This is a genomic window from Burkholderia sp. MR1-5-21, from assembly GCF_053427715.1.
In genome coordinates this window covers 16,779-42,998 of sequence record NZ_JBSAXD010000026.1, presented here as the reverse complement: position 1 = coordinate 42,998, position 26,220 = coordinate 16,779, and the positions used below count along the sequence as shown (strand labels likewise).

Genomic DNA, 26,220 nt, shown 5'->3' with positions numbered 1-26,220 from the left:
GGTTCAGCTCGTGCGTGCCAGGGTCGCGTGGGCGTTGGCCGCGTTGAGCGCTCTGTTGTTTGCAACGACGCGCCCGTAAAGCAGAAGCGATCCGCCGCCGAGGAGTGCCAGCACGCCAAGGATTTCGAAGCCGGCCATATACGAGCCCGTCACGGCGTTGACCAATCCGACCAGGAAGCCCGCCAGTGTGCCGCCGCCACCCGCACCGATCCCGTTCATGATGCCGGCGGCGGAGCCCACCGCTTGGGGCTCGACCGTCGCTTGCAGTATCGACCAGATATTCGGCGTATAGCTGCTCGCGAAATAGCCGAGGGCCAGCGTAATCAGCGCGAGCTTCGCATAACCGCTCGAGACGGCGGGCAACAACATCAGCAGCAGACCGGGGAGAAACAGGCCCATGGCGGCGATCGTCACCCGTCGTCCGGTGCGATCGCTGATCCACGCCATGAACGGTGCCAGCAGGACAGCAGCAGCGAACGGGAGCGCGCTTGCGATGCCTTGAGACGACCCGGTAAAGCCAACGGACTTGACGGCGAGAGAGATCCACAGCGTGACGCCCCAGAAGAGCATGCCCTGCATCACGTAACTGAAGAGAAGCAGGAAGAAGACCGGACCGCCGAGCGAAGCGAGCGTAAGGCGCGTGTCGGCCATGGCGCCGGATGAAGGAGGATACGGCGCCTCCGACTCCGGTTTGAGCTTTGCGATATAAAGCGGGACGATGAGGATCAACCCCATCCCGCCGGTCAGGAAGAACAAGACCCGCCAGCCGAAAGCATGATAGATCGGCGTCAGGAGCGCAAAGCCGAGCGCGAGCGAAAGGAACTGGCCGTAGTACTGAATCATCGCATTCGCTTTGGTGCGCTCCTCGGGCGCGAACCATGCCTTCGCGAATCGCGACTGTTGCGGCCAGTAGACGCCTTCGCCAACACCCAGCACGATGCGGCACGCAAGCATCACGGCCACTGAATTCGTGAAGCCCACGAACACGGTCGCGACGGACCAGAGGGTGAATGTCCAGATGGCAACGCGCTTGGGATCCCACTTCCGCGTGAGAATGCCGCCGAGCACATTGGCCGCGGCATAGCCGATCAGGAACGCCGTGAGCGCCCAACTGGACGTGATCGCCATGCGCGGGCCCGCAAAGCCCAGGTCCCGGGCAACGGACGGCAGTGCCACGGACAGGACCGTGCGATCGAGATATGCGACAAAGAGACCCAGCAGCAGGCTGCCGCCGATTCCCCACCATCTCTGACGTGCATTCATGTTCGTCTCCTCGACACATATACGGCGGCGCGCCCGGCAGCGGCGAAGCCATGGATGCCGTTTCACCGCTTCCGCGGCGATAGGGATGTCCTGCAAGGATCGGAAGTCCCCGTCATCGCACGGGGACATCGACGGGGCTACTTCAAGCGCGGGTTCCGACGACCGCTTCGTCAGCCGTCCAGCCGGCCACGCGGTCGCTGAGCGTCAGGCCCAGTCCCGGGCGCGTGGGCACGAGCATCCTGCCGTCGCGGGTCTCGAGCCTTTCGTTGAACAGCGGTTCGAGCCATTCGAAATGCTCGACCCAAGGCTCGCGCGCATAGCACGCTGCAAGATGCACATGCAGTTCCATTGCAAAGTGCGGTGCGAGCATCAGCCCGGCGTGATCGGCCAGCGCCGCGACTTTCAGGAACGGCGTGATGCCGCCGACGCGGGGCGCGTCCGGCATCAGGTAATCGGCAGCACGCAGCCGGATGAATTCCCAATGCTCGGACACGCTCGTCAACATCTCGCCGGTCGCGATCGGCGTGTCGAATTGCGCGGCCAGCGCCGCATGACCTTCGGCGTCGTAGCAGTCGAGCGGCTCCTCGATCCAGATCAGGTTGAACTGCTCGAACGTGCGGCACATGCGCTGCGCTGTGGGGCGATCCCACTGCTGATTGGCATCGACCATCAATGGAAATGCGTCGCCCAGATGCTTGCGCACGGTCTGCACCCGATGAATATCCAGTGCGCAATCGGGCTGGCCGACCTTGAGCTTGATGCCACCGATGCCTTTCTCGCGCGACGCGTCCGTATTGGTCAACAGCTGATCGAGCGGCGTATGCAGGAAGCCGCCCGACGTGTTGTAGCAACGCACTGAATCGCGGTGCGCGCCGAGCAATTTCGCCAGCGACAGGTTGGCACGCTTTGCCTTCAGGTCCCACAGCGCAACGTCGAATGCGCCGATGGCCTGTGCGGCCATGCCGCTGCGGCCAACCGACGCGCCGGCCCACGCAAGCTTGTCCCACAGTCGTGCGATGTCGCTCGGATCTTCGCCAAGCAGCGTCGGCGCAATCTCTTTCGCATGGGCAAACTGGCCCGGCCCGCCGGCCCGCTTCGAGTAGCTGAAGCCGAGGCCGCGGTGGCCGTCGGCCGTTTCGATCTCGACGAACAGGATCGCGATCTCCGTCATCGGCTTTTGCCGCCCGGTCAGCACCTTCGCATCGCTGATGGGATTGGCCAACGGGAGAAACGTCGACGCGACGCGAATCCACTTGATCCGGTCGTTCGAAGCGCCGGAGACGAGAGAGTTGGGTGTATTCATGAACGTTGCCTTTTGCGAGAGAGATTCGGTACGCAGGCTCAGCTGCCGTGCGTCGGTTTCAGCGACGCGGCAGCGGCGCTGCCTTCGGCGACATCGGACACATGTCCTTCGATACGCTCGAGCTTGCCGACGATGAAGAGATACGAGAACGCGCCGAGAAGAGAGAGCGCCGCGACATACGTAAGCGCCACTTCGAACGTTCCGGTGCGCTTGATCATCCAGCCGATCGCGAGCGGCGTGACGATGCTCGCGAGATTGCCGCAGAAATTGAAGATGCCGCCGCTGATGCCCATCGCATGCTTCGGCGACACGTCGCCGACGATGCACCATCCCAGGTTGCCGACGCCTTTCGCGAAGAATGCGATCGACATCACCAGAATGACGATCGCAGTCGACTGAACGTAGTTCGCCGCGACGATCGTGCTCGACAACACGAGGCCGCAGATGATCGGCGTCTTGCGCGCGACCGTGAGGCTGAAGCCACGCTTGAGCATCCCGTCGGACCAGAGCCCGCCGATCAGGCCGCCGACGCACCCCGCGATGGCGGGCAGTGCGGCGGCGAGTCCGACCTTGAGGATCGACATGCCTTTCGCTTCGATCAGGTACGTGGGAAACCAGGTCAGGAAGAACCACGTGATCGACGTGAGGCAGAACTGACCGATATAGATGCCGACCATCATGCGGTTCGCCGCAATCGAACCGGCCTCGCGCCATTTGAATGGCCGCGGGCTGTCGCCCATCGTCGGAAGCCCGCCTCCGGACGCGATGTAATCCAGTTCCGCTGCGTTCACGCGATGGTCGCGCTGCGGCTCGCGAACCGATTTCAGCCACCAGAGCCCGATCAGCACGCCGACCGCGCCCGTCGTGAAGAAGACGTAGTGCCAGCCCCACCGGCTGACCGTGTAGGTCATCACCGGCGTGAACACGGCAAGCGCGAAGTATTGCGCCAGCTGGAAGATCGACGTGGCGAGACCCCGTTCCGCGTTTGGAAACCACATCACCGTGAGCCGGCTGTTGCACGGGAATGCCGGCGACTCGGCGACACCCATCAGGAAGCGCAGCGCGAACAGCGCGGCGAATGCGGATGCGAACAGATGAACATAGCCCTGCAGGAACGTGAGCGCCGACCAGACGATCAGGCTCACGCCGAGCACGAGCCGTGCACCGAGCCGGTCGAGGAGGAGCCCGCCCGGGATCTGCAGGGCGGTGTAGGCCCACCCGAACGCCGAAAAGGCGATCCCCATCGTGAGCGCGTCGAAACCCAGCTCGTGGCGCATGCTGGGCGCTGCGATCGATAGCGTCGCCCGGTCGACGTAGTTGAACACGGTGACGATGAAAATCATCGCGAGGATGAACCATCGGACGTTCGTTCGCGGTGCGGCGCTCGGTTCGGTTGTCACCGGTGTCTCCTTGATCTTCGTTGCGGTCCAGGCTGATGGGCTCGATCATACAATGATTGCGCAATCATTTGACGCCGGAATGATTGCGCAATCATCATCGTTTACACTGACTTTCGAAGCGCGTGAAGTTCCGGCCCGTCGCTCGTCGACAACCGGGTTCGTGCTCTAATGCCGGTCTGGCGACAGGCATTCCGGCCCCGCTGGTCGTTGACGGAGGGCGGCGCGGCGCATGGCGCCAGACGACATGAAACGGATCAAACGCAGGACATGTGGAGATGGCAAAGAAGAACGAACGCGGGTCGGCAGCGGCAGCAGGCACGGGTGAAAGCGTGACGCTGATCGACGTGGCGCGGGTGGCGGGCGTCGCGCCGATGACCGTGTCGCGTGTGCTCAATCGCCCGGAACTTGTCCGTAGCGACACTCAGAAAAAGGTGCTCGATGCCGTTCGGGCGACCGGCTATGTCCCGAACATGCTGGCCGGCGGTCTCGCGAGCAATCGGAGCCGGCTTGTCGCCATCCTGCTGCCGACGATCGCCAACTCGATCTTCGCTGACACGGTCCAGGCGATCATGGACGGGCTGGCATCCTCGGGTTATCAGACGTTGCTGGGTCTGACAGCCTATTCGACGGCGCGTGAGGAGGCGCTTGTCGAAGCCATTCTCGGCCGTCGGCCGGACGGCATCGTGCTCGCGGGCACGAGCCACTCGAAGGCCACGGTCGAGCGACTATCGAAGGCAAAGATCCCTGTCGTCGAAATCTGGGATCTGACTGACAAGCCGATCGACATGATGATCGGGTTCTCGCACGAACAGGTCGGCCGCGACGTGGCGCGCCACCTGATTGCCAACGGATACAAGCGATTCGGTATCGTCTCCGTCGACGATCCGCGTGGCTTGCGCCGATGCGAAAGCCTGAAGCGCGAGCTGGTCCGGCACGGCATCGCCGCGCCTGCTTTCGAGGTGCTGCCTGCGCCGGCGACGTTGCAGGCCGGCCGCGAAGGTTTCGGCCGAATGCTGGCCTCGTCGTCGCCCGAGATCGTCGTCTGCAGTTCGGATACGCTCGCGCAGGGCGTGCTCGCGGAGGCGGCCAGCCGGAAGCTGGACGTGCCGCGCGATATTGCAGTGATGGGTTTCGGCGACCTCTCGACAGCGGCACATGTCTACCCGTCGTTATCGACGGTTCGCATCGATGGCACGACCATCGGCATGAAAACGGCCGAGGCGTTGCTCGCGCGCTTTGCTGCCGATTCGCAATCGGAAGCAACGAGAACCACGGTGAGGATCGACACGGGCTTCACGATTATCGATCGGCAAAGCACCTGAGCGCTGCACATTGCCGGCGCGTCGTCCACCCGTCGGTTATTTCCATACGATCGAGCCGCTTCGGCATAGGCGAGGCGCAGGCTGCGACGCCTGCGCCTCCGATAGTGCGAAGCCGTCAGAACTTGTGCCGGATCCCGACGATCGCGAGTTCCTGCGTGTCCGTGCCCGAGTTCACGCCATACGAGCCGACCGACGCCGCGGCCTTGACGATCGCGCCGCTCGCGTTGAGCGTCCGGCCGCTCGCCTTCTGGTAGCCGAACAGCGCATACAGGTCCGTACGCTTGGACAGCGCGTAGTCGCCGCCGAGGTTGACCTGGTTGTAATGCGCGGAAGTCGGCCCCGTCAGCGACGTGTAGTTGTAGCCGACGCCCGCGCGCAGCGCCGGCGAGAACTGCCAGTTGAAGAACGCGGAGCCGTTGTTGAACTTCGCGGTCTGGTTGAACGCCGACAGCGTATCCGCACCGTACTGCGTATTCGAATACGCGAGGCCGAAGGTCGCCGGGCCGAGCACGTACTGGCCGGCGACGCGCACGATCTGAATCGACTTCGCGCTCGAGAAGCCCTGGTTGATGACGGTGTTGAACAGCGTGTCCGAGCTGCTCGACCACGTGCGCACGCCGTTCGCCGTGCTCGTGCCGCCGTTCGCGAAGAAGTAGCCGGCGCCGAGCGACAGCGGACCGTTCGCGTAGCTCAAGCCGAAGCTGTACGTGCGGCCGCTGCCCGTTGCGCCCGCGACGCCGCCGAGGCCGTACAGCGCTTCGAGCTGGAAGCCGGAAATCAGCGGGCTCGTATACTTCACCGAGTTCGACACGCGCAGGCTGTTGTCGTAGTTGTCGAGGTCGCCCGGTGTCGCGAACACGCCACCGTAGTAGTTGTCCGCGGTGAGGCCCTGCACGACGTCGACGACCGGATCGTACTGGCGGCCGAGCGTCACGGTGCCCCACGTGTTGTTGGTCAGGCCGACCACCGACTTGCGGCCGAATTCGCGTCCGCCCTGGCCGAGCGCGCCCGTGCCGACGTTGAAGCCGTTCTCGATCTGGAACAGCGCGGCGAGGCCGCCGCCGAGATCCTCGGTGCCTTTCAGGCCCCAGCGGCTGCCCGACAGGTTGCCGCTGCTGAACTTCACGAGATTCGACGCGTTGCCGCCGCTCGCGTTCTGCGCGTTGTGCACGTAGGCAATGCCGGCGTCGACGATGCCGTACAGCGTGACGCTGCTCTGCGCGTGCGCGCCGCCGGCGGCGAGCGCGGCCGGCAGTGCGAGAAGGGTGAGTCGCTTGAACGATGTCATGTTTTGGTTACCCCCGTGGTCGATTGGTCGAACGAATCGCTGAACGATACGGACCACGCACCTTCGAGGAAACCAACAAATTGTCGAATCGTTATCAGGGGCGGATGGACTTGTGTCGGGGTGGGGGATGTGGCGGCGCGGTGAACTTGCACGTTCGGTGATCGTCTTCGAGCACTGAGCGTGGCGCGCCCAGCGGAGGTGTCAAGCAATCTGATTGATCGGGTCGGGGTCGATGTCCCCTCCGACATGCTACCTTTTGCCTTTAGCCACGCCTTCAAACCATGATGATTCCCGCGTTGCTCGACGTCATCGGAGCCGTACCGGATTTGCCGGCGATTCCCACTTTCCAGCAGATGGTGCGCAATACCCAGGCTACATGGCTGCGCTATCCCGACCTTGTAACCGTGACCAGGGTTGGCGTATCGGGCCAGGGCGAACCGATCGACATGATATCGATCGGCAATGGCCCGATGTCGGCACTGTTCGTCGGGGCGCCGCACCCCAACGAACCCGTCGGATGTCTGGTCATCGAGCATCTGATTGATCGCTTGTGCTCCGATCATGCGCTGCGCCGGGCATTACCCTACCGTTGGCATTTCATCAAAGCGATCGAACCGGATGCACTCCGGCTCAACGAGGGGTGGTTCTCCGCACCGGGAGATCTCTTGCGCTATTACGAGAACTACTACCGGCCGCCGATCGAAGAGCAGGCGGAATATGCATTCCCGTTCGACGAGGATGATCGGCTGGCGCGACATCCGATGCCGGAGAACGAAGCCTGGCGCAAAGCGATTGAGCTGGCGAAGCCGGATTTTCTCTATTCGCTGCATAACTCGGAATTTGGCGGTGCTTATTATCTGCTATCCGACATGCCGATTGGTCTGTCGGACGAGTTGAGGGCGCTCTGCGACACCTATGCTTGCCGCTGAATACCGTGGGTGACACGGCACTCAACGAGTTTCGATGGGAGGCCGGAATCTATCGATTCCCCAATATGAAGAACCTTCTGGGCGCCACCCAAGCCGTGTACCAGGAACCCGGTGTGCGTCCAACAGGAAATTCAAGCGCGGGCTACGCGTCGGCCATGGGCACGCTCTCCTTGTTTGCGGAAGTTCCTTACTGGGACTGCGAGCGGTTGAGAGATAACACGCTTTCACCTCACGGCATAGCCGATGTCGAGGCGGAACTCGAACCATGGAACGTTGCGGCGGTCGCGCTGGCGAGGCGTGCGTTGGCGCTGGACTGCGCGAGATCCAATAGGGCAGCATTGAACATGTGGCGCGTGGTGAAAACGCATTGCGATGATTTTTCGAATCGGGGTGAGGCGATGGCCGCTGATCCCGCGCGAAACCGGAAGCTGACATGGGCCGAGTACACGATTCGACGCATCGGTGGACGACTGGAGCGGCTCAGTACAGTGGGGCTCGCCAGCAGGCTTGCCCTCATGTCGCTGGATCGGAGCGACGGCTTCCGTTTGGCGGCTGATTGCCGTGACGCGCTGTTACAGCAGATCGAAACGTTGACCCAAACGGAAGGCTTACGGCCGGTTCCGCTCAAGCAACTGGTCCAATTTCAGTTGCACGCAGGACTTGCGACCATGGCCGCGTTGGGGCGCCGCCAGCTACGTGCAGACCAATCATGAGTGTCTGGAGATCCCGGCATTTCACTTGAGTTCGCTCCGGGCCACCGCGCGCCTACTGCACCGCCTCCGCTGCTTCCCCCAAAAACCCGCCGCTCTGATGCGCCCACAGCGCCGCGTAGATGCCGCCCGCCTGAAGCAGCTGCTGGTGCGTGCCTTCCTCGACGATCCGGCCTTCGTCGAGCACGATCAGCCGGTCCATCGCGGCGATCGTCGACAGCCGGTGCGCGATCGCGATCACCGTCTTGCCGCCCATCAGCGTGCCGAGGCTGTGCTGGATCGCGGCTTCCACCTCCGAGTCGAGCGCGCTCGTCGCTTCGTCGAGCACGAGGATCGGCGCGTCCTTCAGCATCACGCGCGCGATCGCCACGCGCTGGCGCTGGCCGCCCGACAGCTTCACGCCGCGCTCGCCGACCTCGACGTCATACCCCTTGCGTCCGTGACGGTCGCTCAGGCGTTCGATGAAATCCGCGGCCTCGGCGCGCACCGCCGCGTCGCGCAGCTCGGCTTCGCTCGCGTCGGGACGCCCGTACAGGATGTTCTCCCGCATCGTGCGATGCAGCAGCGACGTGTCCTGCGTGACCATGCCGATCGCGCCGCGCAGGCTGTCCTGCGTGACGTGCGCGATGTCCTGTCCGTCGATGCGTATGTGTCCGCCGCCGACGTCGTAGAAGCGCAGCAGCAGGTTGACGAGCGTCGACTTGCCCGCGCCGGAGCGGCCGATCAGGCCGATGCGCTCGCCGGGCCGGATGACGAGATTCAGGCCGTCGAACACGGGCTTCGCGTTCTCCTCGTGCGAGAAGCGCACGTTGTCGAACACGATTTCGCCACGTCGCACCGCGAGCGGCCGCGCGTCGGGTGCATCGACGACACTGCGCATCTTCGTCAGCGTGCGAATGCCGTCCTGGATCGTGCCGACGTTCTCGAACAGCCCGGTGATCTCCCACATCACCCATTGCGAATAGCTGGCGAGCCGCAGCGCCATCGCGGTCACGGCCGCGACCACACCGGCGCTCGCTTCGCCATGCATCCACAGATACAGCGCGAGCCCGGTCGCGCCGATCAGCAGCGCGGTAGTCATCAGGTGGTTGACGATCTCGAACGCGCTGACGAGCCGCATCTGCGCATAGCCGGTCGCCTTGAACGCCTCCATCGCGCGCCGCGCGTGGTCGGCCTCGCGCCGCGTGTGCGCGAACAGCTTCACGGTCGCGATGTTGGAATACGCGTCGGTGATCCGGCCGGTCATCAGCGCGCGCGCATCGGCCTGTTCGCTGCCGACCTGTCCGAGGCGCGGCACGAAATACCAGCAGGCGACGCCGTAGCCGATCGCCCACACAGCGAACGGGATCATCAGCCGCCATTCGAAGCTGGCCGCGAGCAGCAGGATGCCGAGCAGGTAGGCGACGACGCCGACGAGCACGTCCACCGTCATGAACAGCGCGTCGCGGACCGCCAGCGCGGTCTGCATGATCTTGGTCGTCACGCGGCCGGCGAATTCGTTCGCATAGAACGACATGCTCTGGTCGAGCATCAGCCGGTGGAACAGCCAGCGCAGCCGCATCGGGAAATTGATCGCGAGCGCCTGGTGCTTCATCATCGTGTGCACGCTGATCAGCAGCCCGCTGCCGGCGAGGATGGCCGCGTACGCGAGCAGCGTGCCGAGGTGGCGCGCGCCGAAATCGGCGGGCTTCCCCGCCTGCAGCCAATCGACGACGTGCCCCATCATCGCGAACAGCGCGGCCTCGTACGCAGCGAGCGCGGCCGACGTCAGCGCGATCAGCAGCACCCAGCGGCGCGCGCCTTGCGTGCACGCCCAGATGAACGAGAAGAACCCCTTCGGCGGCGTGACGGGATCCTCGAGCGGAAAGGTCGGCACGTGCCGTTCGAACCACGAGAACATCGATGCGTCTCCTTGACGCGGCCCGGGCATATGTATCGGGCCGTGAATGAGAAAGCCGGCGGCGCGTTGCATCGCGCAACGCGCCGCCGGACGCAAGAAGGGTACCGCAGACGGCTGTTTGTTTCAGCGAGGTTGGCCGTGCCGTGCCAGCACGCGGCTGCATGGCTGCTGCGACTTGATCCGGCAGGCGATCAGGTCGAGCGTGCCTGGTTCATGCGCGCCTCGCCCAAGACAGATGAACAAGATCTTCTTGCATGCCGGCCACTCGGACGTTCGTACGCGTGCCGTCCAGGACCGATGAACAGGATCTTCTTCCATCTCAGCCATGCGGACTGGAGCTGATAGTCGGATCAGGGTGCGCGCAGCAGCGCGTGGGGCGCACCGGGCAGGTCGACGACGTGCCGCAGGATCATCCGGGATATGCTGCAGCCACAACGAAGCGCAGGCGGTTCGACGGCGAAAGCGCTGCGAACGATCCGACAACCTTATCCGAGGGACTTTGAATGGACATCCGGGCAGTCATTTTCGATTTCGACCTGACGTTGGCCGACTCGTCGGCAGGCATCGTCGATTGCACGCAGCATGCGCTGCGCGATCTCGGCCATGAAGCCGCGGCGAGCGAGCGGATTCATTCGGTGATCGGCTTGCCGCTGCAGTCGATGTTCCATACGTTGACCGGCGACGACAGCGGCGAGCGCGCGGACGAATTCGCGCGCCGCTTCGTGGCGCGCGCGGACGTCGTGATGGTCGCGTCGACGAAGATCTATCCGGAAGTCCCGCGACTGCTCGCGCGGCTGCATGAGCTGGAGATGGCCGTCGCGATCGTGTCGAGCAAGTTTCGATACAGGATCGAGGCGATCCTCGATGTGGCCGGGTTGCGGGAACGGATCGACGTAATCGTCGGCGGCGAGGACGTGCAACGCCACAAGCCGGATCCGGAAGGGCTTGCGCTTGCGCTGGCACGGCTCGATGTGCCGGCGTCCGCGGCGCTCTACGTCGGCGATCACGCGGTCGATGCGCAAGCCGCCGAGCGCGCCGGCACTCACTTTGTCGGTGCGGTCAGCGGCACGACGTCGTTCGACGCGTGGTCGCGCGTCGGCAAGGCGGCGGTCAGGCGCGATATCGGCGAGCTTGCGGAACTCGTGCGGCAACCGCTGCGCTGATGATCGCCGGGCGTCGCCGGCTTGCTTGCCGGCATGGCCACGCGCGGTGCATCACATCCCGGGCGGCGCGAACGTCAGCGTGTACTGGCTATATCGGTGCTTGTTGTTCGAATCGTGCCGATCATCGCACGGAAGTCGAATCCGCGGTGCTCGCGTGCAACAGCGTCAGTGCGTCGCGAACGAGATGCGCAAAACCGTCCGGCCGATGCCGGTCGCCGGATTGCTGGCCGCCGATCAGGCACAGGTGCGCGAGCCGGCCGACGAGCATGGCCTTGACGGGGTCGTCGATTCGCGCGCGGCAAACGGACATCGCAAACGACAGCCGCGTGTCGTCGACGCGGCGCTGGAATTCGGCCACCAGCGGATCGCGACGTGCCCACGCGCGGATCGCGATTTCCCGTTCAGGCCGCTTTTCCGCGGCGATCGTCATGTAGCGCGCGAGCACATCTTCCAGCCCGGCGCCTTGCGCGGCATAGGCGAGCATCCGCTCCACATAGTCGGATTCCCATTGCGCGAGCAGCGCGCGGACGTAGTCGGCGCGGCTGAGGAAGTGATGGTAGAACGACCCGCGCGTCACGTTCAGGCGTCGCGCCAGCTTCTCGGCGGACACCGCGGCATATCCGTCGCGATCCAGCGCGTCGAATCCGGCGGCAATCCAGTCGTCACGCGTCAACATGGGTTGGGTCCCGATAACGTACAGGCTGTGTATGTTATCGCCTGCGTCGATAGACTGCGGCTTCCTTTGCATTTCCCTCGTCCACCGGCCATCGGCCATGACGAATGGAGCCGCCAATGAAGACCATCGCGCTTGTCGCCTTCGACCGATTCACCGACATCGACCTGTTCCTGATGTGGGACATCCTCGGGCGCAATCGCCACGACTGGAACGTCCGGATTCTCGGCAAGGAGCGGGAACTCGTATCGGCGCACGGCTTGCGCATCGACACGCACGGACCGCTTGCCGAAGCCAATTGCGCGGACGTCGTGCTGTTTTCGAGCGGGAAGGAGGGCGTGCCGGCCGCGATCGCGGACGACGCGTTCATCGGCGCATTCCGTCTGGACCGGAGCCGTCAGCTGATCGGCTCGATTTGCGGCGGCGCGTTCATTCTCGACGCGCTCGGCTTGCTGCCCGAGCGTCGGGCCGCCACGCATCCTGAAGCACGCACCGCGTTGCACGCCGCCGGTGTCGAGCCGGACGACGGGCCGTTCGTCAGCCACGGAAACATCGCCACGGCCGGGGGCTGTCTTGCGTCGATGTATCTGGTGGGCTGGTGCGTGGAGCGGCTGTTCGGCGCGGAGAAACGTCAACAGACATTGAGACCGGTTCTTCCCGCCGGGCAATTCGACATCTACGAGCCATTGATCGCGGCGAGCCTTGCGCAAGGCGTCGGCAGCGCGCTGCCGATTTGACGACGGAGACACCAGCAACGCTTCCTGGTGGCGCGGTCTCGAAACCGCGCCATGTCAGGATAACGTTTTCGTTACGAATGACTGCCGAGTCGATCGAATCTGGCGCACACGCATTTCCTATCCCGCGGACCGAGTACCGAATCACACCGCCGAATTTCCCCAGGAATTCCGGAGATTCCTGACCAATCGGCAACTGCGTCGGCTTCCCCTCATTACGCTCCCCACCCGGCATCCGGGTTTTCACCGGCATGAAAGCGCATTGACATCATCGGCGTGCGCACCTAAATTTGGAAAACGTTTTCCAGTTCCGCCGGTGCATGCGTGGCATGCCAATCCGCGAGCGCCGGACCGGGAATCTGCCGCCAGGGATCAGGGTTGCGAGGCAGACATCAGGGGCGGGCATCGAGCCGCGCGACAGCGGCCGTCGCCCGTCACCCATCACTATTCAAAGAATGGAGACACCATGCATTCGCGGAGAAAATTCGCGCTCGGAACGGCGCTCGGTGCACTTTCCGTCGTATTCGTCAGTGCGTGCGGCGGCAGCGACGTGACCGACACGCCGGCTTCGCCGCCGGCTTCGGCGATGGCGGCGAACTCGCTTCAGGCGATCGTCTATGGCGCGAACGACACGAGCGTGCCCGCCGGCGCGGGCGTGCCGATCACGATGATGGGGCAGATGCGGGCGCTCTTCGACCTGATCAGGAAATCGTCCGACTTCACGCAGGTCGTGATGGATCTCGGCGACGGCACGCCCGTGCACGTGCTCGACACGAACACCGGCGACAAATTCCTGCCCGGCAAGCTCGCGCTCGGCCTGTCGTACATCCTGATCGACATGAAGGCGAAGGACGATCCGCACTACGCGGACTACCTCGCGACATACCAGAAGATCACGACCGCGATGATGGCCCAGTCGAGCAGCGGCGACTACACGTATGCGAACACGTCGTGGGGCGAGTACTACTACCTCGTCGCGCTGAACAACCTGAAGGCGCACGGGATGCTCAACGAGGCGTTCAGCGACGCGATGCTCGCGACGCTGCAGACACGCCTGAGGTTCTGCGACATGTTCGGCCCCGACGCAAGCGGCAAGACCGATACCTGCCCGGCCGCGGGCACGCCGATCGACGTCGCGTCGCTGAACACCGCGCAGAACTACTACGCGGTCTCGTACGGGATTGCCGGGCTGCGGCAGAAGCTCGGTTGGAGCAGCCCGACGTTCTCGTCGGCGACCGACCCGGCCGTCGCGACGATGGGCGCACGCGATGCGCTGCTGTACACGCTCACGAACCACATCAGGAAAGACGCGTCGGGCGGCTTCTCCGACGAAGCGTCGAACACGCACGCGACCTACTACGACCAGGCGCGCTTCGACCGCTACAGCACGCTGCTGATCGGCGAAGTGGTCGAGCGCACGTTCGAGATGGGCAACGAGGCGAACCTGACGCCGGAGCTGAAGGGCTATCTGCGCAAGTCCGTCGACCTGATCCTGCCGCAGCTGAACGCCAACGGCCAGGGCTTCAACTATGGCCGGTCGATCGGCCCATACGGCGATACGGCGTTCATGGAGATCCTGACCGCGGCGGCGAATGCCGGCGTGCTGTCGCAGAAGGAGATGCAGATCGCGTACGCGTTCATCTACAAGGCCGCGCAGCGCTTCGACACGTTCTGGTACGACCCGTCGCTGCCGACGCCGTCGGTGAACATGTGGGTCAAGGGGCGCGGCACGGACGCGTATCGCGGCAAGCCGCGCGTGATGGGCGAGAACTTCAGCCTGCTGCATCAGTACCTGTACGTGAACGCGTGGTGGAACAAGCTCGGGTTCGGCGGCAACGCGCCGATGGCGGACGCCGATTACGGCGCGTGGCTCGATGCGCTGCCGCGCTACACGCTCACGTGGTACAACCTGCCCGGCGACACCGCGCATCCGTATAGCGCGGCGTTGCTGACGGTGCGCGACGGCAGGCGCGTGATCAACCTGAACCTCAGCCAGGCGCCGGACTACAACTCGTTCACGCCGTACTATCCGGTGCCGTTCTCCGACAAGCTGATCTACGGCACCACCGATCTCGGCTACGCGCTGCTGATTCCGCAGGTGTCGTACAACGGCAAGACCTACATTCCCGTCACGTACTACAAGAACCTGAACGTGCAGCAGAGCAACGGCCAGGTCATCGTGTCGTTCGATACGGCGAAGTTCCGGCTGGCCGCGAAGAATGCGACCTATGCGACCGATCTCGACCTGCAGGCGCATACGGTGCTGACGTTCGGTCACGGCACGATCACGCGGACCGACACGCTGAGCTCGGGCACGCTCACCGGGAATCTCGCGGTCGAGACGGATTTCACGTCATTCGCCGATTTCGCGAGCACGCAGGCGAACGGCGACGGGTTCTCGGTCACGTATGCGAACAGTCCCGCCACCCGTTACGCCGCGTCGGGATTCGATGGATGCGTGCTGTCGAACTTCGATATGGCGGGCGGCACGACCAATCCGCTGTCGACGACGCCGATCGGTCAGCTGCATTCGAACTTCGCGTGCACGACGCGGCCGTTCGCGCTCGGCGCTGCCGCGAGCAGGACGTTCGGCTGGACGCTGAATTATGCGGATGCCGGTTGATCGGGGTAACGGGCGAGTCTGTCGCTAGCGCTTCGAAGCCCGGATCTCGTCCGGGTTTCGAGGCGCTCGTTCGACTTCGTCGACTATTGGACCGACTGCCTGTTTGATCTCGTCCCGCGCGGCGCGCAGTCGACCGCGCCCGCGAGGGCGCTCGTCGTGCAGTTGATCGATGAGCGCGGCGTACGCGTATCGCCGTCGAAGCGCACGCACATAGCGCGGTGCACGCACCATTCGTGCCGTTCACCGGCAACCCAAGCATGATCCATGCCTTCGGCGGCTCGCGTCCGCCGGTTGTCACGGGCGCCTGGCGTCCCGCCGCCCCACGCGTCCACCGAACTCCACTACACTCGCGCTTATAAGAGGTCCGCCCCCGCGCGGCCCCGTTCGATCAGGAGATGTTGTGGATCTGTTCCAGTCGATGGAAGCCTTCGTTCGCGCAGCCGAAGCGCAAAGCTTCGCCAATGCCGCGCGCCAGCTCGGTGTCGCGAAATCGGTCGTCACCGCGCGGGTCAAGCAGCTCGAGGAGCATTTCGGGGTCCCGCTGTTCCATCGATCGACGCGCGCCGTGCGGCTGTCGGAGCTCGGCGAATCGTATTACCGCGAGTGCAGCGCGCTCGTGAACAAGGTGCACGAACTGTCGGCACGTTCGTCGAACGATCCGCAGGCGCTGGCGGGCACGCTGCATGTGCACGTGCTGCCGGGTTTCGCGCTCGGCCACTTCTCGCGCGTGCTGACCGACTTCCGCGAAGCGTATCCGCGCATCGAGTTCGTCGTGACCGTCAACGACCGCGTGATCGATCCGGTGCAGGAGGGCTTCGATCTCGCGCTGCAGATCTATCCGGCGGCGTCCAACCTGCTGATCGAGCGGCGGCTGTTTCCGGTGCGCGGCACGCTGTGCGCGGCGCCGGACTACCTGAAGGAGGAGCCGCCCGTCGAAACGCCGCTCGACCTGCTGCGCCACGATTTCGCATGCTATTCGTATTACCCGTGGGGCGACCGCTGGCCGCTGATGCGCGGCAGCGAACGCTTCGAGATCGCGCTGTCGCCGGTGCTGAAGACCAACAGCGTGCATCTGCTGCTCGAGTTCGCGCGCGCGGGCGCCGGCATCGCGTACCTGCCGACGATGGTTGCCGCGCCCGATCTGCTCGAACAGCGGCTCACGCGCGTGCTGCCAGACTATGCGGCGCCGCCGCTGTGGCTGTCGGCGGTGTACCCGGCGTCGCACCGGGCGACGACGAAGGTCAAGGTGTTCGTCGATTTCCTGCGCACGCGCTATGCGCGCGAACCGCAGTGGGACAAGGCGCTCGGCATCGCGACGGGCGAGGACGAGGCGGGCAGCGTCGACGACGAACTCGCTTAGCGCGGGACCGGCACTCGCGTCCGCGGCTCGCACCCGTGCCAGAGCCAGCGCCAGCGCCAGCGCCAGCGCCAGCGCGCAGCCGGGCCGACGCTCGCCGCGCCCCCCGCAAACCCCCGATCCGGCCCGGATTTAGGTAGTTTCCCTAGCCGCCGATCGGCGCACGCATGGTTCGCGAAACCCGAACCTCGAACCATTGCCGGGCCCCGGCCGCTGCGCCTAATCTTCATGCCAACGGACACCAACGTTCAACGGACATGGAGACAGACATGCAACGCACCCGACTCGGCAGCCTCGACGACTTCCAGAAAGGCTCCATCGAAATCATCACCGGCCGCCCCGAACACTACGTGATGTCGAACGTGTTCGAGGTCGCGAGCCGCTCGGCGCCTTACGAGAAGGTCGTCGTCGGCAAGAACCTCAAGTACGTGATCGAGACGCTGCGCGCGGAGGGCGAATCGCCGTGGTTCGCCGCGTCGCACGACGAGTTCGCGATTGCGCTCGACGGCGAGATCACCGTGCATTTCGTCAAGCCCGCCACCGCGCCCGTGTCGCCGGACGTCGAGGGCACCGTGCGGCTCGACGCGCCGCCGCAGGGCGTCAGCATGGGCTACGTGCGGGTGCGCCGCGGCCACCAGGTGCTGCTGCCGGCGGGCGCCGCGTACCGCTTCGAGGCCACGAAGCCCGGCGTGCTGCTTCAGCAGACCATCCTCGGCGCGTGCTCGGTCGAGAAGTGGGCCGACATCTGCATCCATTGACCTGCGGCACGCCGCCGCCGCCAGAAGATTCCGACAGGATTTAGACAGGAGCCCGAAATGCAATCCGCACCGCACCAGCAACACGTCACCGCGACCGACCCGGATTCGGTCACCGGCTATCGCACGTTCCGTCTCGGCGAATTCGAGTTCAGCCGTGACGCCTACTTCGTCACCGTCAAGTGGCCGTCGAAAGACCAGCACCTTACGCACCAGATGCACGCGGACGACTTCCTGCGCGCGATGATGCGCGACGTCGCGTGGGGCTTCTTCTACGGCTGGGTGAACTTCGACGAAGTGATCGGCACGCGCAACCACTACGGCCGCGTCGACATGTACGCCGGCGCGTACAACGCGAGCTTCCGCGAAGCCGGCGCCGACTACAGCGAGCAGTTCGACACGCCGCTGATCATGGCGACGTTCAAGGCGATCCTGAAGGACTGGGTGAACGAAGGCTTCGATCCGTTCGCCGCGCCCGAGGAAACCGGCTCCGCGTTCGGCCCGAAGCACGGCGACAACGTCGGCGCGATCGAGCGCACGCGCGTCGCGACGAAGCGCATGCCAGGGCTCGAAGGCGATTCGCCGCTGCGCGACGACCTGCCGATCAACCGCCAGTTTGCCGACATCGAGCAGGACGAGCCGGAGATTCACGCGGCGCCCGGCTTCGAGCAGGAACTGCACGCGTTCAACCTGTTCAAGTACCTGTCGCGCTCGGACGTCACGTGGAACCCGTCGGTGACGTCGGTGTGCAAGCAGAGCCTGTTCTGCCCGACCACCGAGGAGTTCGTGCTGCCGGTGTTCCATGGCAACGACCGCGTCGAGTGGTTCCTGCAACTGTCCGACCAGATCATCTGGGACGTCGCGGACAAGGACACCGGCGAGCCGCGCGCGCGGATCACGATGAACGCGGGCGACATCGCCGCGATGCCGGCCGATATCCGCCACAAGGGCTACTCGCAGAAGCGCTCGATGCTGCTCGTGTGGGAGAACGCGACGCCCGATCTGCCGAAACGCTACGAGAGCGGCGAGCTGCCGCCTTACCCCGTCCAGATGTGAGCCATGCGGCGCGCCGCGCCGCTTTTTCACCGGACGACTGATCCACTGGTGTTGCAGCGCACGGTGCCGGACCGCCGGCACCGCAGGCGACGTGTCGCCTGCGAATCCGCGCCGGCACCGCACGAATGCAGGACTGACATGCAAACCGAACTCTTCATCAACGGCCGTTTCGTGCCCGCCGCAAGCGGCGAGACGCTCGCCACGCTGAACCCGCACGACAACTCGGTGATCGCCGATGTCGCGATGGCCGGCCACGCCGACATCGATCGCGCGGTCGACGCCGCGCAGGCCGCGTTCCCCGCGTGGAGCCGGCTCGCCGCGATGGAGCGCGGCCGGCTGCTGCTGAAGCTCGCCGACGCGATCGAGGCGAACGCCGACCGCCTCGCGCGGCTCGAATCGCTCGACACCGGCCACCCGATCCGCGATACGCGCAACCTCGACGTGCCGCGCACCGCCGCGACGTTCCGCTATTTCGGCGGAATGGCCGACAAGTTCGAGGGCTCGGTGATCCCGGTCGAGCAGGGCTTCCTGAACTACCTGCTGCGCGAGCCGGTCGGCGTCGTCGGCCAGGTCGTGCCGTGGAATTTCCCGCTGATGTTCACGAGCTGGAAGATGGCGCCCGCGCTCGCGGCCGGCAACTGCGTCGTGATGAAGCCGGCCGAGTTGACGCCGCTGTCGAGCCTCGCGATCGCGGAGCTGATGGCCGAAGTCGGTTTTCCGGACGGCACCGTCAACGTGCTGCCGGGGCTCGGGCAGGTCGCGGGGCAATACATCGCCGAGCACCCGGGCATCGGCAAGGTGGCGTTCACGGGGTCGACGGCCGTGGGCCGCAAGATCGTGCAGGCGTCGAGCGGCAACTTGAAGAAGGTGCAGCTCGAGCTCGGCGGCAAGGGCGCGAACGTCGTGTTCGGCGACGCGAACATCGACGCAGTCGTGCAGGGCTCCGCGTTCGGCATCTTCCACAACCAGGGGCAGGCATGCATCGCCGCGTCGCGACTGATCGTGCATGAATCCGTCGCCGACGAACTGCTGGAGAAATTCACCGCGCTCGCGCGTTCGATCAAGCTCGGCGATCCGCTCGATCCGTCCACCGAAATGGGGCCGCTCACGTCGCGCCAGCATCGCGACCGCGTGCTGTCGTTCGTCGACGTCGCGCGCGGCGAAGGCGGCCGTGTGCTGTCCGGCGGCAAGGCGCCCGATGCGGCCGCGCTCGCGAACGGCTGCTATGTCGAGCCGACGATCGTCGCCGCGAAGCCGACCGACCGCGTCGCACAGGAGGAAGTGTTCGGCCCGTTCGTGACCGTCACGACGTTCCGGTCCGACGAAGAAGCGCTCGCGATCGCGAATGGCACCGAGTATGGCCTCGGCGCCGGCCTCTGGACCCGCGACCTGCAGCGCGCGCACCTGTTCGCACGCAACCTGAAGAGCGGGATGGTGTGGATCAACTGCTACAAGCGCGTGAGCCCGGCCTCGCCGTTCGGCGGCGTCGGCGCGAGCGGCTACGGCCGCGAGATGGGCTTCGACGTGATGCGCGAGTACACGCAGGCGAAATCGGTGTGGGTCAACGTCGACGCGCAGATCCCGCCGTACTACCCGCGTTGAAACCGCACACGGAGCACACGGCGATGCAATCGTTCATCTACAACGGCCTGCCGTCGCGGGTCATCTTCGGCGCGGGCAGCCTCGCGCAGCTGCCGCAGGAAATCGAGCGGCTCGGCGCGACGCGCGCGATCGTGCTTTCCACGCCGCCGCAGCGCGCCGATGCCGAGGCGCTCGCGCGGCGGCTCGGCGAGCGCGCGGCCGGCGTGTTCGCGGAAGCGGTGATGCACGTGCCGATCGAGACGGCGCGCGCGGCGCGCGAATACGCGGCGCAGGTCGGCGCGGATTGCGCGATCGCGATCGGCGGCGGCTCGACGACGGGGCTCGGCAAGGCGATCGCGCTCGATTCGGGGCTGCCGATCGTCGCGGTGCCGACCACGTATGCGGGCTCGGAGATGACGCCGATCTACGGGCTGACCGAAGCAGGCGTGAAGAAGACCGGCCGCGACCTGCGCGTGCTGCCGAAGACGGTGATCTACGACCCGGACCTGACGCTGTCGCTGCCGGTGCCGATGTCGGTGACGAGCGGGATCAACGCGATCGCGCACGCGGCCGAAGGGCTGTATGCGCAGGACGCGAACCCGATCGTGAGCCTGATGGCGCAGGACGGCATTCGCGCGCTGGCCGCCGGGCTGCCGCGCATCGCCGCCGATGCGCGCGACGCCGGCGCGCGCGCGGATGCGCTGTATGGCGCGTGGCTGTGCGGGGCGGTGCTCGGCAGCGTCGGGATGTCGCTGCACCACAAGCTGTGCCACACGCTCGGCGGCACGCTGAACCTGCCGCATGCGGAGACGCACACGATCGTGCTGCCGCACGCACTCGCGTACAACCGCGGCGCGGCGCCCGACGCGATGCGGCGCATCGCGGCCGCGCTCGGCGCCGACGATGCCGCGCATGGCGTGTTCGATCTCGCGAAGTCGAACGGCGCGCCGCTCGCGCTGAAGGACATCGGGATGCGCGAAACGGACATCGACACGGTGCTCGATCTCGCGTTGCAGAACCCGTACTGGAATCCGCGCCCGCTCGAACGCGCGCCGCTGCGCGCGCTGCTCGAAGCGGCATTCGAAGGCCGCCGGCCCGCGTAAGCGCACGGGCGCGCACCTTGCCTTAACGCAACTAACGGTCAGCCGTACACGCGACCGCCGACCGCGCACCAGATTCCCGGCGCGCGGGGACGATGCGCGGCCAGCCGTCACAGACGATCGGCGTCAGACCGGTCGGGACACACCGCTTTGCATGGGACCGAAGCAGGCGCCGACAGCCTTGCGCGGGACCGGCCCCGGCGATGGAGCGCGAAGTGCGGCCGGCACCGATCGACCGCTTCGCATGGATTGGAGACAACGATGAAACGCTTACCCCACGACGGCGGCCGCCGCCACTTCATGACGCTCGCCGGCAGCGGCCTGCTGCTCGCCGCGGCGCCTTCCCTCGCACCGGTCGCACGCGCGGCCGGCACGCGCACGCTGAAGATCGGCTACGTGTCGCCGCAGACGGGCCCGCTCGCGCCGTTCGGCGAAGCCGACCGCTTCACGATCCAGCAGATGCAGACCGCGCTGAAGAACGGCATCGCGATCGGTGGCAAGACCTATCCCGTGTCGATCGTCGTGAAGGACAGCCAGTCGAACCCGAACCGCGCGGGCGAGGTCGCGAGCGACCTGATCCTGAAGGACAAGGTCGACATCATGCTGGTGTCCGGCACGCCGGAAACCGCGAACCCCGTCTGCGACGCATGCGAGCTGAACGAAACGCCGTGCGTGTCGACCGTCGTGCCGTGGCAGCCGTGGTTCTTCGGGCGCAAGGGCGATCCGAAGAAGGGCTTCCGCTTCACGTACCACTTCTTCTGGGGCCTCGAGGACGTGATCGCCGTCTACACCGGCATGTGGCAAGGAGTGCAGACCAACAAGGCGGTAGGCGGCCTGTTCCCGAACGACGGCGACGGCAACGCGTGGGGCGACCCGAAGCTCGGCTTTCCGCCGGTGCTCGCGCAGAAGGGCTTCACGCTGAAGGACCCGGGCCGCTTCCAGAGCATGACGCAGGATTTCTCCGCGCAGATTGCCGCGTTCAAGCAGTCGAACACGCAGATCGTGACCGGCGTCGTGATTCCGCCCGACGCGAAGAACTTCCTCGTGCAGGCGCGCCAGCAGGGGTTCCGGCCGAAGGTGATCTCGATCGGCAAGGCGCTGTTGTTCCCGACGTCGATCGAGGCGCTCGGCGATCTCGGCAACGGCCTGTCGACCGAGGTGTGGTGGTCGCCGGTGCATCCGTTCAAGTCGTCGCTGACCGGGCAATCGGCGCACGCGCTCGCCGACGCGTACGAGCAGTCGACCGGCAAGCAGTGGACGCAGCCGATCGGCTTCGCGCACGCGCTGTTCGAGATTGCCGTCGATGCGCTGAAGCGCGCGAAGGACCTCGATTCGAACGAGTCGGTGCGCGATGCGGTCGCGGCGACGAAGCTCGACACGGTCGTCGGCCGCGTCGCATGGGGCAGCGGCCCCGTGAAGAACGTCGCGAAGACGCCGCTCGTCGGCGGCCAGTGGGTGAAGGGCACGAAGCACCGCTTCGACCTCGCGATCGTCAACAACCAGCTCGCGCCGGCCGTGCCGCTGACCGGGCCGCTGAAGCTGATCGGCTGACGGGGGGACGGCGATGGACACGCTGCTCAGGCTGACCGGCGTCTCGAAGCGCTACGGCGCGTTGACGGTCACCGACGACATCAGCTTCGCGGTCGCGCGGGGCGAAACCTACGGGATTCTCGGCCCGAACGGCGCGGGCAAGACCACGCTGTTCAACCTCGTCAGCGGCGACGCGAAGCCCGACGCGGGACAGGTCGAGTTCGACGGCGCGGACATCGGCGCGCTGCCCGCGCACCGGCGCTGCGAGGCGGGGATCGGCCGCTCGTACCAGGTGCCGCGACCGTTCGGCGCGATGACGGTGTTCGAGAACCTGCTTGTCGGCGCGACGTTCGGCGGCACGCTCGCGGGCGACGCGGCCGATGCGCTGTGCATCGACGTGCTCGAACGCACGGGGCTCAAGCGCCGCGCGAACCAGCTCGCCGGCTCGCTGACGCTGCTCGACCGCAAGCGCCTCGAACTGGCGCGCGCGCTCGCGACGCAGCCGCAGTTGCTGCTGCTCGACGAGATCGCGGGCGGGCTCACCGAAGCGGAGACGCACGCGCTGATCGACGAGATCCGCGAGATCAAGGCGCGCGGCGTGACGATCGTGTGGATCGAGCACGTCACGCACGCGCTGCTCGCGGTCGCGGACCGGCTGCTCGTCATCAACTTCGGCAAGAAGATCGCCGAAGGCCTGCCGCGCGACGTGATGGCCGACCCGGAAGTCAGGCGGGTCTATCTCGGACTGGAGGCGTGACATGACACATGACGCAAGCGCCGGCGGCGCACTGCTGCGCACGGCCGGACTGACCGCGTTCTACGGCGATTTCCAGGCGCTTTACGGCGTCGACGTGACGATCGCGTCCGGCGAGATCGTCGCGCTGATCGGCGCGAATGGCGCGGGCAAATCGACGTTCCTGAAGTCGGTGGCGGGGCTGCTGCGTTCGCGGCCTGAGCAGATCGTCTATCGCGGCGAGCCGATCGGCGCCGCGCCCGCATCGCGCATCGTCGGCAAGGGCATCGCGCTCGTCCCCGAAGGGCGGCGGCTGTTCGCGAGCCTGTCGGTCGAGGAAAACCTGCTGCTCGGCGCGTATTCGGGCCGGCCCGGACGCTGGAACCTCGCGGCCGTGTATGCGCTGTTCCCGGTGCTGAAGGAGCGCCGCGACCACCCCGCGACCGCGCTGTCGGGCGGCCAGCAGCAGATGGTCGCGATCGGCCGCGCGCTGATGAGCAACCCCGACCTGCTGATGTGCGACGAGCTGTCGCTCGGCCTCGCGCCGGTGATCGTGCGCGAGATCTATGCGGCGTTGCCGTCGATCGTCGGCGACGGGATGAGCGCGCTGATCGTCGAGCAGGACGTCGCGCTCGCGCGCAGCGTGTCGTCGCGGTTCTACTGCTTCCAGGAAGGACGCGTGTCGCTGTCCGGCGTCTCCGCCGACGTTTCCGACGACGCGATCACGCAAGCGTATTTCGGAGTTGAAGCATGAACGCGTTCGTCAATCTCGTGATCCAGGGCGTGCTGCTCGGCGCGCTCTACGGCCTCTTCGCGCTCGGGCAGTCGCTCGTGTTCGGTGTGATGCGGCTCACCAACACCGCGCACGGCGATTTCATCGTGCTGCTGGCGTTCGTGCTGTTCGCGCTCACGGACGTCGCGCACGTGCCGCTCGCGATCGCGATTCCGGTCGCGCTGGCGGTGGCGTTCGCGGCCGGCTACCTGCTGCAGTTCGGCCTGCTCAATCGCGTGAGCGGCCGCGATCCGCTGCCGTCGCTGATCGTCACGTTCGGGCTGTCGATCGTGATCCAGAACGTGCTGCAGCAGCTGTTCTCGGCCGACCCGCGCTCGCTGCCGGTCGGCGGCTTCGAGACGCGCAGCCTGACGCTGCCGGGCGGCATCGCGGTCGGCTACCTGCCGCTCGTCACGCTCGCCGTCGCGGTGCTGCTGACGTTTGCGCTGCAGTGGCTGTTCGGCAAGACGCCGCTCGGCCGCGCGCTGCGCGCGACGTCGGACGACCGCGAGATCGTGCAGCTGATGGGCGTGTCGCATCGGCGCATGTACGCGCTTGCGATGGGCATCGCGTTCGTGCTGATCGCGGCGGCGGCCGCGCTCTACGCGATGCGCACCGCCGTGTCGCCGTCGGACGGCCCCGCGCTGCTGCTGTACGCATTCGAGGCCGTGATCATCGGCGGGATGGGCTCGTTCTGGGGCACGCTCGCGGGCGGCATCGCGCTCGGCGTCGCGCAGCAGGCCGGTTTCGCGTTCGATCCGGGCTGGGGCATCTGGCTCGGCCACGTGCTGTTCCTCGCCGTGCTGGTCGCGCGACCGCAAGGCCTGTTTCCGAAGACGAAGACCGCGTAAGGAGTGACGTCATGTTGATGCAATGGAAGCGCACGCCGTCACCGGCCTGCGCAGGCGCGCAGTGCGGGCAGCCGGCGGCCGCCGCGCGCGGATACGACGTGCGCCGCACGACCCGCGCAAGCCGCGTCGCGCTCGTCGCGGGGCTCGCGGTGGCGGTGGCGTTCGCGTTCGCGCCGATGTGGGCCGGCCGCGACACGATGCACGACCTCACGCAGTTCGTCGCGTACCTCGTGTTCGCGCTGATGTGGAACCTGCTCGCCGGCTACGGCGGGATGGTGTCGATCGGCCAGCAGGCGTTCTTCGGGATCGGCGGCTACGCGATGCTGATCCTCGCGAACGTGTGCGGCGTGTCGCCGTTCGTCGCGGTGCCGATCGCCGCGCTGATCGCGGCGGCGATCGCGGTGCCCGTGTCGCTCGTCGCGTTCCGGCTCGAAGGCGGGTACTTCGCGATCGGCACCTGGGTGATCGCCGAAGTGTGCCGGCTGACGTTCGCGAACGTGTCCGCGCTCGGCGGCGGGTCGGGCACGAGCCTCACCGCACTCGCGGACGTGCCGCGTTCGCTGCGCGACGCGCTGACGGTCTGGCTCGCGCTCACGATCGCCGTCGCGACGATCGGCCTGCTGTACGGGTTCCTGCGCTCGCGCGCCGGGCTTGCGCTCACCGCGATGCGCGACAACGCGGTGGCGGCGGGCAGCCAGGGCATCGACGTGCGCCGCGTGCGGCTCGGGGTGTACGTGGTGGCCGCGGCCGGCGCGGCGCTTGCCGGTGGCCTGTATTTCGTCGGCAACCTGCGGATCTCGCCCGATGCCGCGTTCTCGGTGAACTGGACCGCGTTCGGGATCTTCATGGTGCTGATCGGCGGGCTCGGCACGCTCGAAGGGCCGATCGTCGGCGCGTTGATCTTCTATCTGCTGAACAAGTTCCTGTCCGACTACGGGACGCTGTACCTGATCGGGCTCGGCGTGCTCGCGATCGCCGTGACGACGTTCTTTCCGCGCGGCATCTGGGGCTTCGTGTCGGAGCGCTACGGACTGCAGCTGTTCCCGCTCGGCCGGCGTGTGGTGTTTGCGGACACGCCGGCGTCGCAGGCCGGGACGCCCGGGACGCCGGAGGGCAACGCGCGTCGCGGTGCCGACAGGCAGGCTGAACGTCGTGCATGAGGAGGAGGCGGCATGGA

22 protein-coding genes are annotated in these 26,220 nt (G+C 66.1%); 16 read left to right on the top strand and 6 right to left on the bottom strand.

What is annotated here, in order from left to right; translation table 11 throughout:
* Positions 1-3: 3 nt before the first annotated feature.
* The 3 genes from ACV229_RS29350 to ACV229_RS29340 all read right to left on the bottom strand — a co-directional run bounded on the left by ACV229_RS29350 (position 4) and on the right by ACV229_RS29340 (position 3,909).
* Complete coding sequence (locus ACV229_RS29350) at positions 4-1,263, bottom strand: MFS transporter (protein ID WP_448086581.1); 1,260 nt, start codon at positions 1,261-1,263, stop codon at positions 4-6.
* Between the two features lie 142 nt (positions 1,264-1,405).
* A complete protein-coding gene (locus ACV229_RS29345; protein ID WP_448086580.1) occupies positions 1,406-2,566 on the bottom strand; it encodes an L-talarate/galactarate dehydratase in 1,161 nt (386 codons plus the stop codon).
* A 38-nt stretch (positions 2,567-2,604) separates the two neighbouring features.
* The gene (locus ACV229_RS29340) at positions 2,605-3,909 is read right to left on the bottom strand and encodes an MFS transporter (protein ID WP_448086644.1); all 1,305 of its coding nucleotides are present in this window, start codon (positions 3,907-3,909) and stop codon (positions 2,605-2,607) included.
* Positions 3,910-4,241: 332 nt separating this feature from the next.
* Between ACV229_RS29340 and ACV229_RS29335 the strand changes: the two genes are divergently transcribed.
* A complete protein-coding gene (locus ACV229_RS29335; RefSeq protein WP_448086579.1) occupies positions 4,242-5,288 on the top strand; it encodes a LacI family DNA-binding transcriptional regulator in 1,047 nt (348 codons plus the stop codon).
* Positions 5,289-5,403: 115 nt separating this feature from the next.
* Here ACV229_RS29335 and ACV229_RS29330 read toward each other — a convergent pair whose 3' ends face one another.
* Positions 5,404-6,576 (bottom strand): porin, encoded by a 1,173-nt coding sequence (locus ACV229_RS29330; protein WP_448086578.1) that lies wholly within the window; start codon positions 6,574-6,576, stop codon positions 5,404-5,406.
* Between the two features lie 281 nt (positions 6,577-6,857).
* On the opposite strand from ACV229_RS29330, the gene ACV229_RS29325 reads away from it, so the two are divergent.
* Both ACV229_RS29325 and ACV229_RS29320 read left to right on the top strand, forming a co-directional pair.
* Entirely contained in the window at positions 6,858-7,505 is a 648-nt protein-coding gene (locus ACV229_RS29325; RefSeq protein WP_448086577.1) for a M14 family zinc carboxypeptidase, read from the top strand.
* 65 nt (positions 7,506-7,570) lie between these two features.
* Positions 7,571-8,218 (top strand): hypothetical protein, encoded by a 648-nt coding sequence (locus ACV229_RS29320; RefSeq protein ID WP_448086576.1) that lies wholly within the window; start codon positions 7,571-7,573, stop codon positions 8,216-8,218.
* Positions 8,219-8,270: 52 nt separating this feature from the next.
* Here ACV229_RS29320 and ACV229_RS29315 read toward each other — a convergent pair whose 3' ends face one another.
* Positions 8,271-10,115, bottom strand: coding sequence for an ABC transporter ATP-binding protein (locus tag ACV229_RS29315; RefSeq protein ID WP_448086575.1), 1,845 nt, complete (start codon positions 10,113-10,115; stop codon positions 8,271-8,273).
* A gap of 503 nt (positions 10,116-10,618) precedes the next feature.
* Here ACV229_RS29315 and ACV229_RS29310 point away from each other — a divergent pair.
* Positions 10,619-11,278 (top strand): HAD family hydrolase, encoded by a 660-nt coding sequence (locus ACV229_RS29310; RefSeq protein WP_448086574.1) that lies wholly within the window; start codon positions 10,619-10,621, stop codon positions 11,276-11,278.
* Between the two features lie 121 nt (positions 11,279-11,399).
* Here ACV229_RS29310 and ACV229_RS29305 read toward each other — a convergent pair whose 3' ends face one another.
* A complete protein-coding gene (locus ACV229_RS29305; protein WP_448086573.1) occupies positions 11,400-11,954 on the bottom strand; it encodes a TetR/AcrR family transcriptional regulator in 555 nt (184 codons plus the stop codon).
* A 116-nt stretch (positions 11,955-12,070) separates the two neighbouring features.
* Between ACV229_RS29305 and ACV229_RS29300 the strand changes: the two genes are divergently transcribed.
* The 12 genes from ACV229_RS29300 to ACV229_RS29245 all read left to right on the top strand — a co-directional run bounded on the left by ACV229_RS29300 (position 12,071) and on the right by ACV229_RS29245 (position 26,203).
* Entirely contained in the window at positions 12,071-12,688 is a 618-nt protein-coding gene (locus ACV229_RS29300) for a DJ-1/PfpI family protein (protein ID WP_448086572.1), read from the top strand.
* 463 nt (positions 12,689-13,151) lie between these two features.
* Entirely contained in the window at positions 13,152-15,308 is a 2,157-nt protein-coding gene (locus tag ACV229_RS29295; protein WP_448086571.1) for a hypothetical protein, read from the top strand.
* Positions 15,309-15,708: 400 nt separating this feature from the next.
* Complete coding sequence (locus tag ACV229_RS29290; protein WP_448086570.1) at positions 15,709-16,668, top strand: LysR family transcriptional regulator; 960 nt, start codon at positions 15,709-15,711, stop codon at positions 16,666-16,668.
* Positions 16,669-16,934: 266 nt separating this feature from the next.
* On the top strand, positions 16,935-17,423 hold the full coding sequence (locus tag ACV229_RS29285) for a hydroxyquinol 1,2-dioxygenase (protein ID WP_448086569.1): 489 nt from the start codon (positions 16,935-16,937) through the stop codon (positions 17,421-17,423).
* A gap of 57 nt (positions 17,424-17,480) precedes the next feature.
* Positions 17,481-18,476, top strand: coding sequence for a hydroxyquinol 1,2-dioxygenase (locus ACV229_RS29280; protein WP_448086568.1), 996 nt, complete (start codon positions 17,481-17,483; stop codon positions 18,474-18,476).
* Positions 18,477-18,614: 138 nt separating this feature from the next.
* Complete coding sequence (locus ACV229_RS29275) at positions 18,615-20,078, top strand: aldehyde dehydrogenase family protein (protein WP_448086567.1); 1,464 nt, start codon at positions 18,615-18,617, stop codon at positions 20,076-20,078.
* A gap of 23 nt (positions 20,079-20,101) precedes the next feature.
* Positions 20,102-21,160: a maleylacetate reductase gene (locus tag ACV229_RS29270; RefSeq protein WP_448086566.1), complete on the top strand. Its 1,059-nt coding sequence runs from the start codon at positions 20,102-20,104 to the stop codon at positions 21,158-21,160.
* A gap of 258 nt (positions 21,161-21,418) precedes the next feature.
* Positions 21,419-22,708 (top strand): ABC transporter substrate-binding protein, encoded by a 1,290-nt coding sequence (locus ACV229_RS29265; protein ID WP_448086565.1) that lies wholly within the window; start codon positions 21,419-21,421, stop codon positions 22,706-22,708.
* Between the two features lie 13 nt (positions 22,709-22,721).
* Positions 22,722-23,444, top strand: a complete 723-nt coding sequence (locus tag ACV229_RS29260) for an ABC transporter ATP-binding protein (protein ID WP_448086564.1) — start codon at positions 22,722-22,724, stop codon at positions 23,442-23,444.
* A 1-nt stretch (position 23,445) separates the two neighbouring features.
* A complete protein-coding gene (locus ACV229_RS29255; RefSeq protein WP_448086563.1) occupies positions 23,446-24,174 on the top strand; it encodes an ABC transporter ATP-binding protein in 729 nt (242 codons plus the stop codon).
* A complete protein-coding gene (locus tag ACV229_RS29250; protein ID WP_448086562.1) occupies positions 24,171-25,043 on the top strand; it encodes a branched-chain amino acid ABC transporter permease in 873 nt (290 codons plus the stop codon). Before ACV229_RS29255 ends, ACV229_RS29250 begins: the two co-directional genes overlap by 4 nt.
* 11 nt (positions 25,044-25,054) lie before the next feature.
* Entirely contained in the window at positions 25,055-26,203 is a 1,149-nt protein-coding gene (locus ACV229_RS29245; RefSeq protein ID WP_448086561.1) for a branched-chain amino acid ABC transporter permease, read from the top strand.
* Positions 26,204-26,220 lie beyond the last annotated feature (17 nt).

What these genes read in the sequence shown, in the direction of transcription:
- ACV229_RS29350 (WP_448086581.1), bottom strand. Translation starts at nt 1,263, where the DNA reads ATGAATGCACGTCAGAGATGGTGGGGAATCGGCGGCAGCCTGCTGCTG.
- ACV229_RS29345 (WP_448086580.1), bottom strand. Translation starts at nt 2,566, where the DNA reads ATGAATACACCCAACTCTCTCGTCTCCGGCGCTTCGAACGACCGGATC.
- ACV229_RS29340 (WP_448086644.1), bottom strand. Translation starts at nt 3,909, where the DNA reads ATGATTTTCATCGTCACCGTGTTCAACTACGTCGACCGGGCGACGCTA.
- ACV229_RS29335 (WP_448086579.1), top strand. Translation starts at nt 4,242, where the DNA reads ATGGCAAAGAAGAACGAACGCGGGTCGGCAGCGGCAGCAGGCACGGGT.
- ACV229_RS29330 (WP_448086578.1), bottom strand. Translation starts at nt 6,576, where the DNA reads ATGACATCGTTCAAGCGACTCACCCTTCTCGCACTGCCGGCCGCGCTC.
- ACV229_RS29325 (WP_448086577.1), top strand. Translation starts at nt 6,858, where the DNA reads ATGATGATTCCCGCGTTGCTCGACGTCATCGGAGCCGTACCGGATTTG.
- ACV229_RS29320 (WP_448086576.1), top strand. Translation starts at nt 7,571, where the DNA reads ATGAAGAACCTTCTGGGCGCCACCCAAGCCGTGTACCAGGAACCCGGT.
- ACV229_RS29315 (WP_448086575.1), bottom strand. Translation starts at nt 10,115, where the DNA reads ATGTTCTCGTGGTTCGAACGGCACGTGCCGACCTTTCCGCTCGAGGAT.
- ACV229_RS29310 (WP_448086574.1), top strand. Translation starts at nt 10,619, where the DNA reads ATGGACATCCGGGCAGTCATTTTCGATTTCGACCTGACGTTGGCCGAC.
- ACV229_RS29305 (WP_448086573.1), bottom strand. Translation starts at nt 11,954, where the DNA reads ATGTTGACGCGTGACGACTGGATTGCCGCCGGATTCGACGCGCTGGAT.
- ACV229_RS29300 (WP_448086572.1), top strand. Translation starts at nt 12,071, where the DNA reads ATGAAGACCATCGCGCTTGTCGCCTTCGACCGATTCACCGACATCGAC.
- ACV229_RS29295 (WP_448086571.1), top strand. Translation starts at nt 13,152, where the DNA reads ATGCATTCGCGGAGAAAATTCGCGCTCGGAACGGCGCTCGGTGCACTT.
- ACV229_RS29285 (WP_448086569.1), top strand. Translation starts at nt 16,935, where the DNA reads ATGCAACGCACCCGACTCGGCAGCCTCGACGACTTCCAGAAAGGCTCC.
- ACV229_RS29280 (WP_448086568.1), top strand. Translation starts at nt 17,481, where the DNA reads ATGCAATCCGCACCGCACCAGCAACACGTCACCGCGACCGACCCGGAT.
- ACV229_RS29275 (WP_448086567.1), top strand. Translation starts at nt 18,615, where the DNA reads ATGCAAACCGAACTCTTCATCAACGGCCGTTTCGTGCCCGCCGCAAGC.
- ACV229_RS29270 (WP_448086566.1), top strand. Translation starts at nt 20,102, where the DNA reads ATGCAATCGTTCATCTACAACGGCCTGCCGTCGCGGGTCATCTTCGGC.
- ACV229_RS29265 (WP_448086565.1), top strand. Translation starts at nt 21,419, where the DNA reads ATGAAACGCTTACCCCACGACGGCGGCCGCCGCCACTTCATGACGCTC.
- ACV229_RS29260 (WP_448086564.1), top strand. Translation starts at nt 22,722, where the DNA reads ATGGACACGCTGCTCAGGCTGACCGGCGTCTCGAAGCGCTACGGCGCG.
- ACV229_RS29255 (WP_448086563.1), top strand. Translation starts at nt 23,446, where the DNA reads ATGACACATGACGCAAGCGCCGGCGGCGCACTGCTGCGCACGGCCGGA.
- ACV229_RS29250 (WP_448086562.1), top strand. Translation starts at nt 24,171, where the DNA reads ATGAACGCGTTCGTCAATCTCGTGATCCAGGGCGTGCTGCTCGGCGCG.
- ACV229_RS29245 (WP_448086561.1), top strand. Translation starts at nt 25,055, where the DNA reads ATGTTGATGCAATGGAAGCGCACGCCGTCACCGGCCTGCGCAGGCGCG.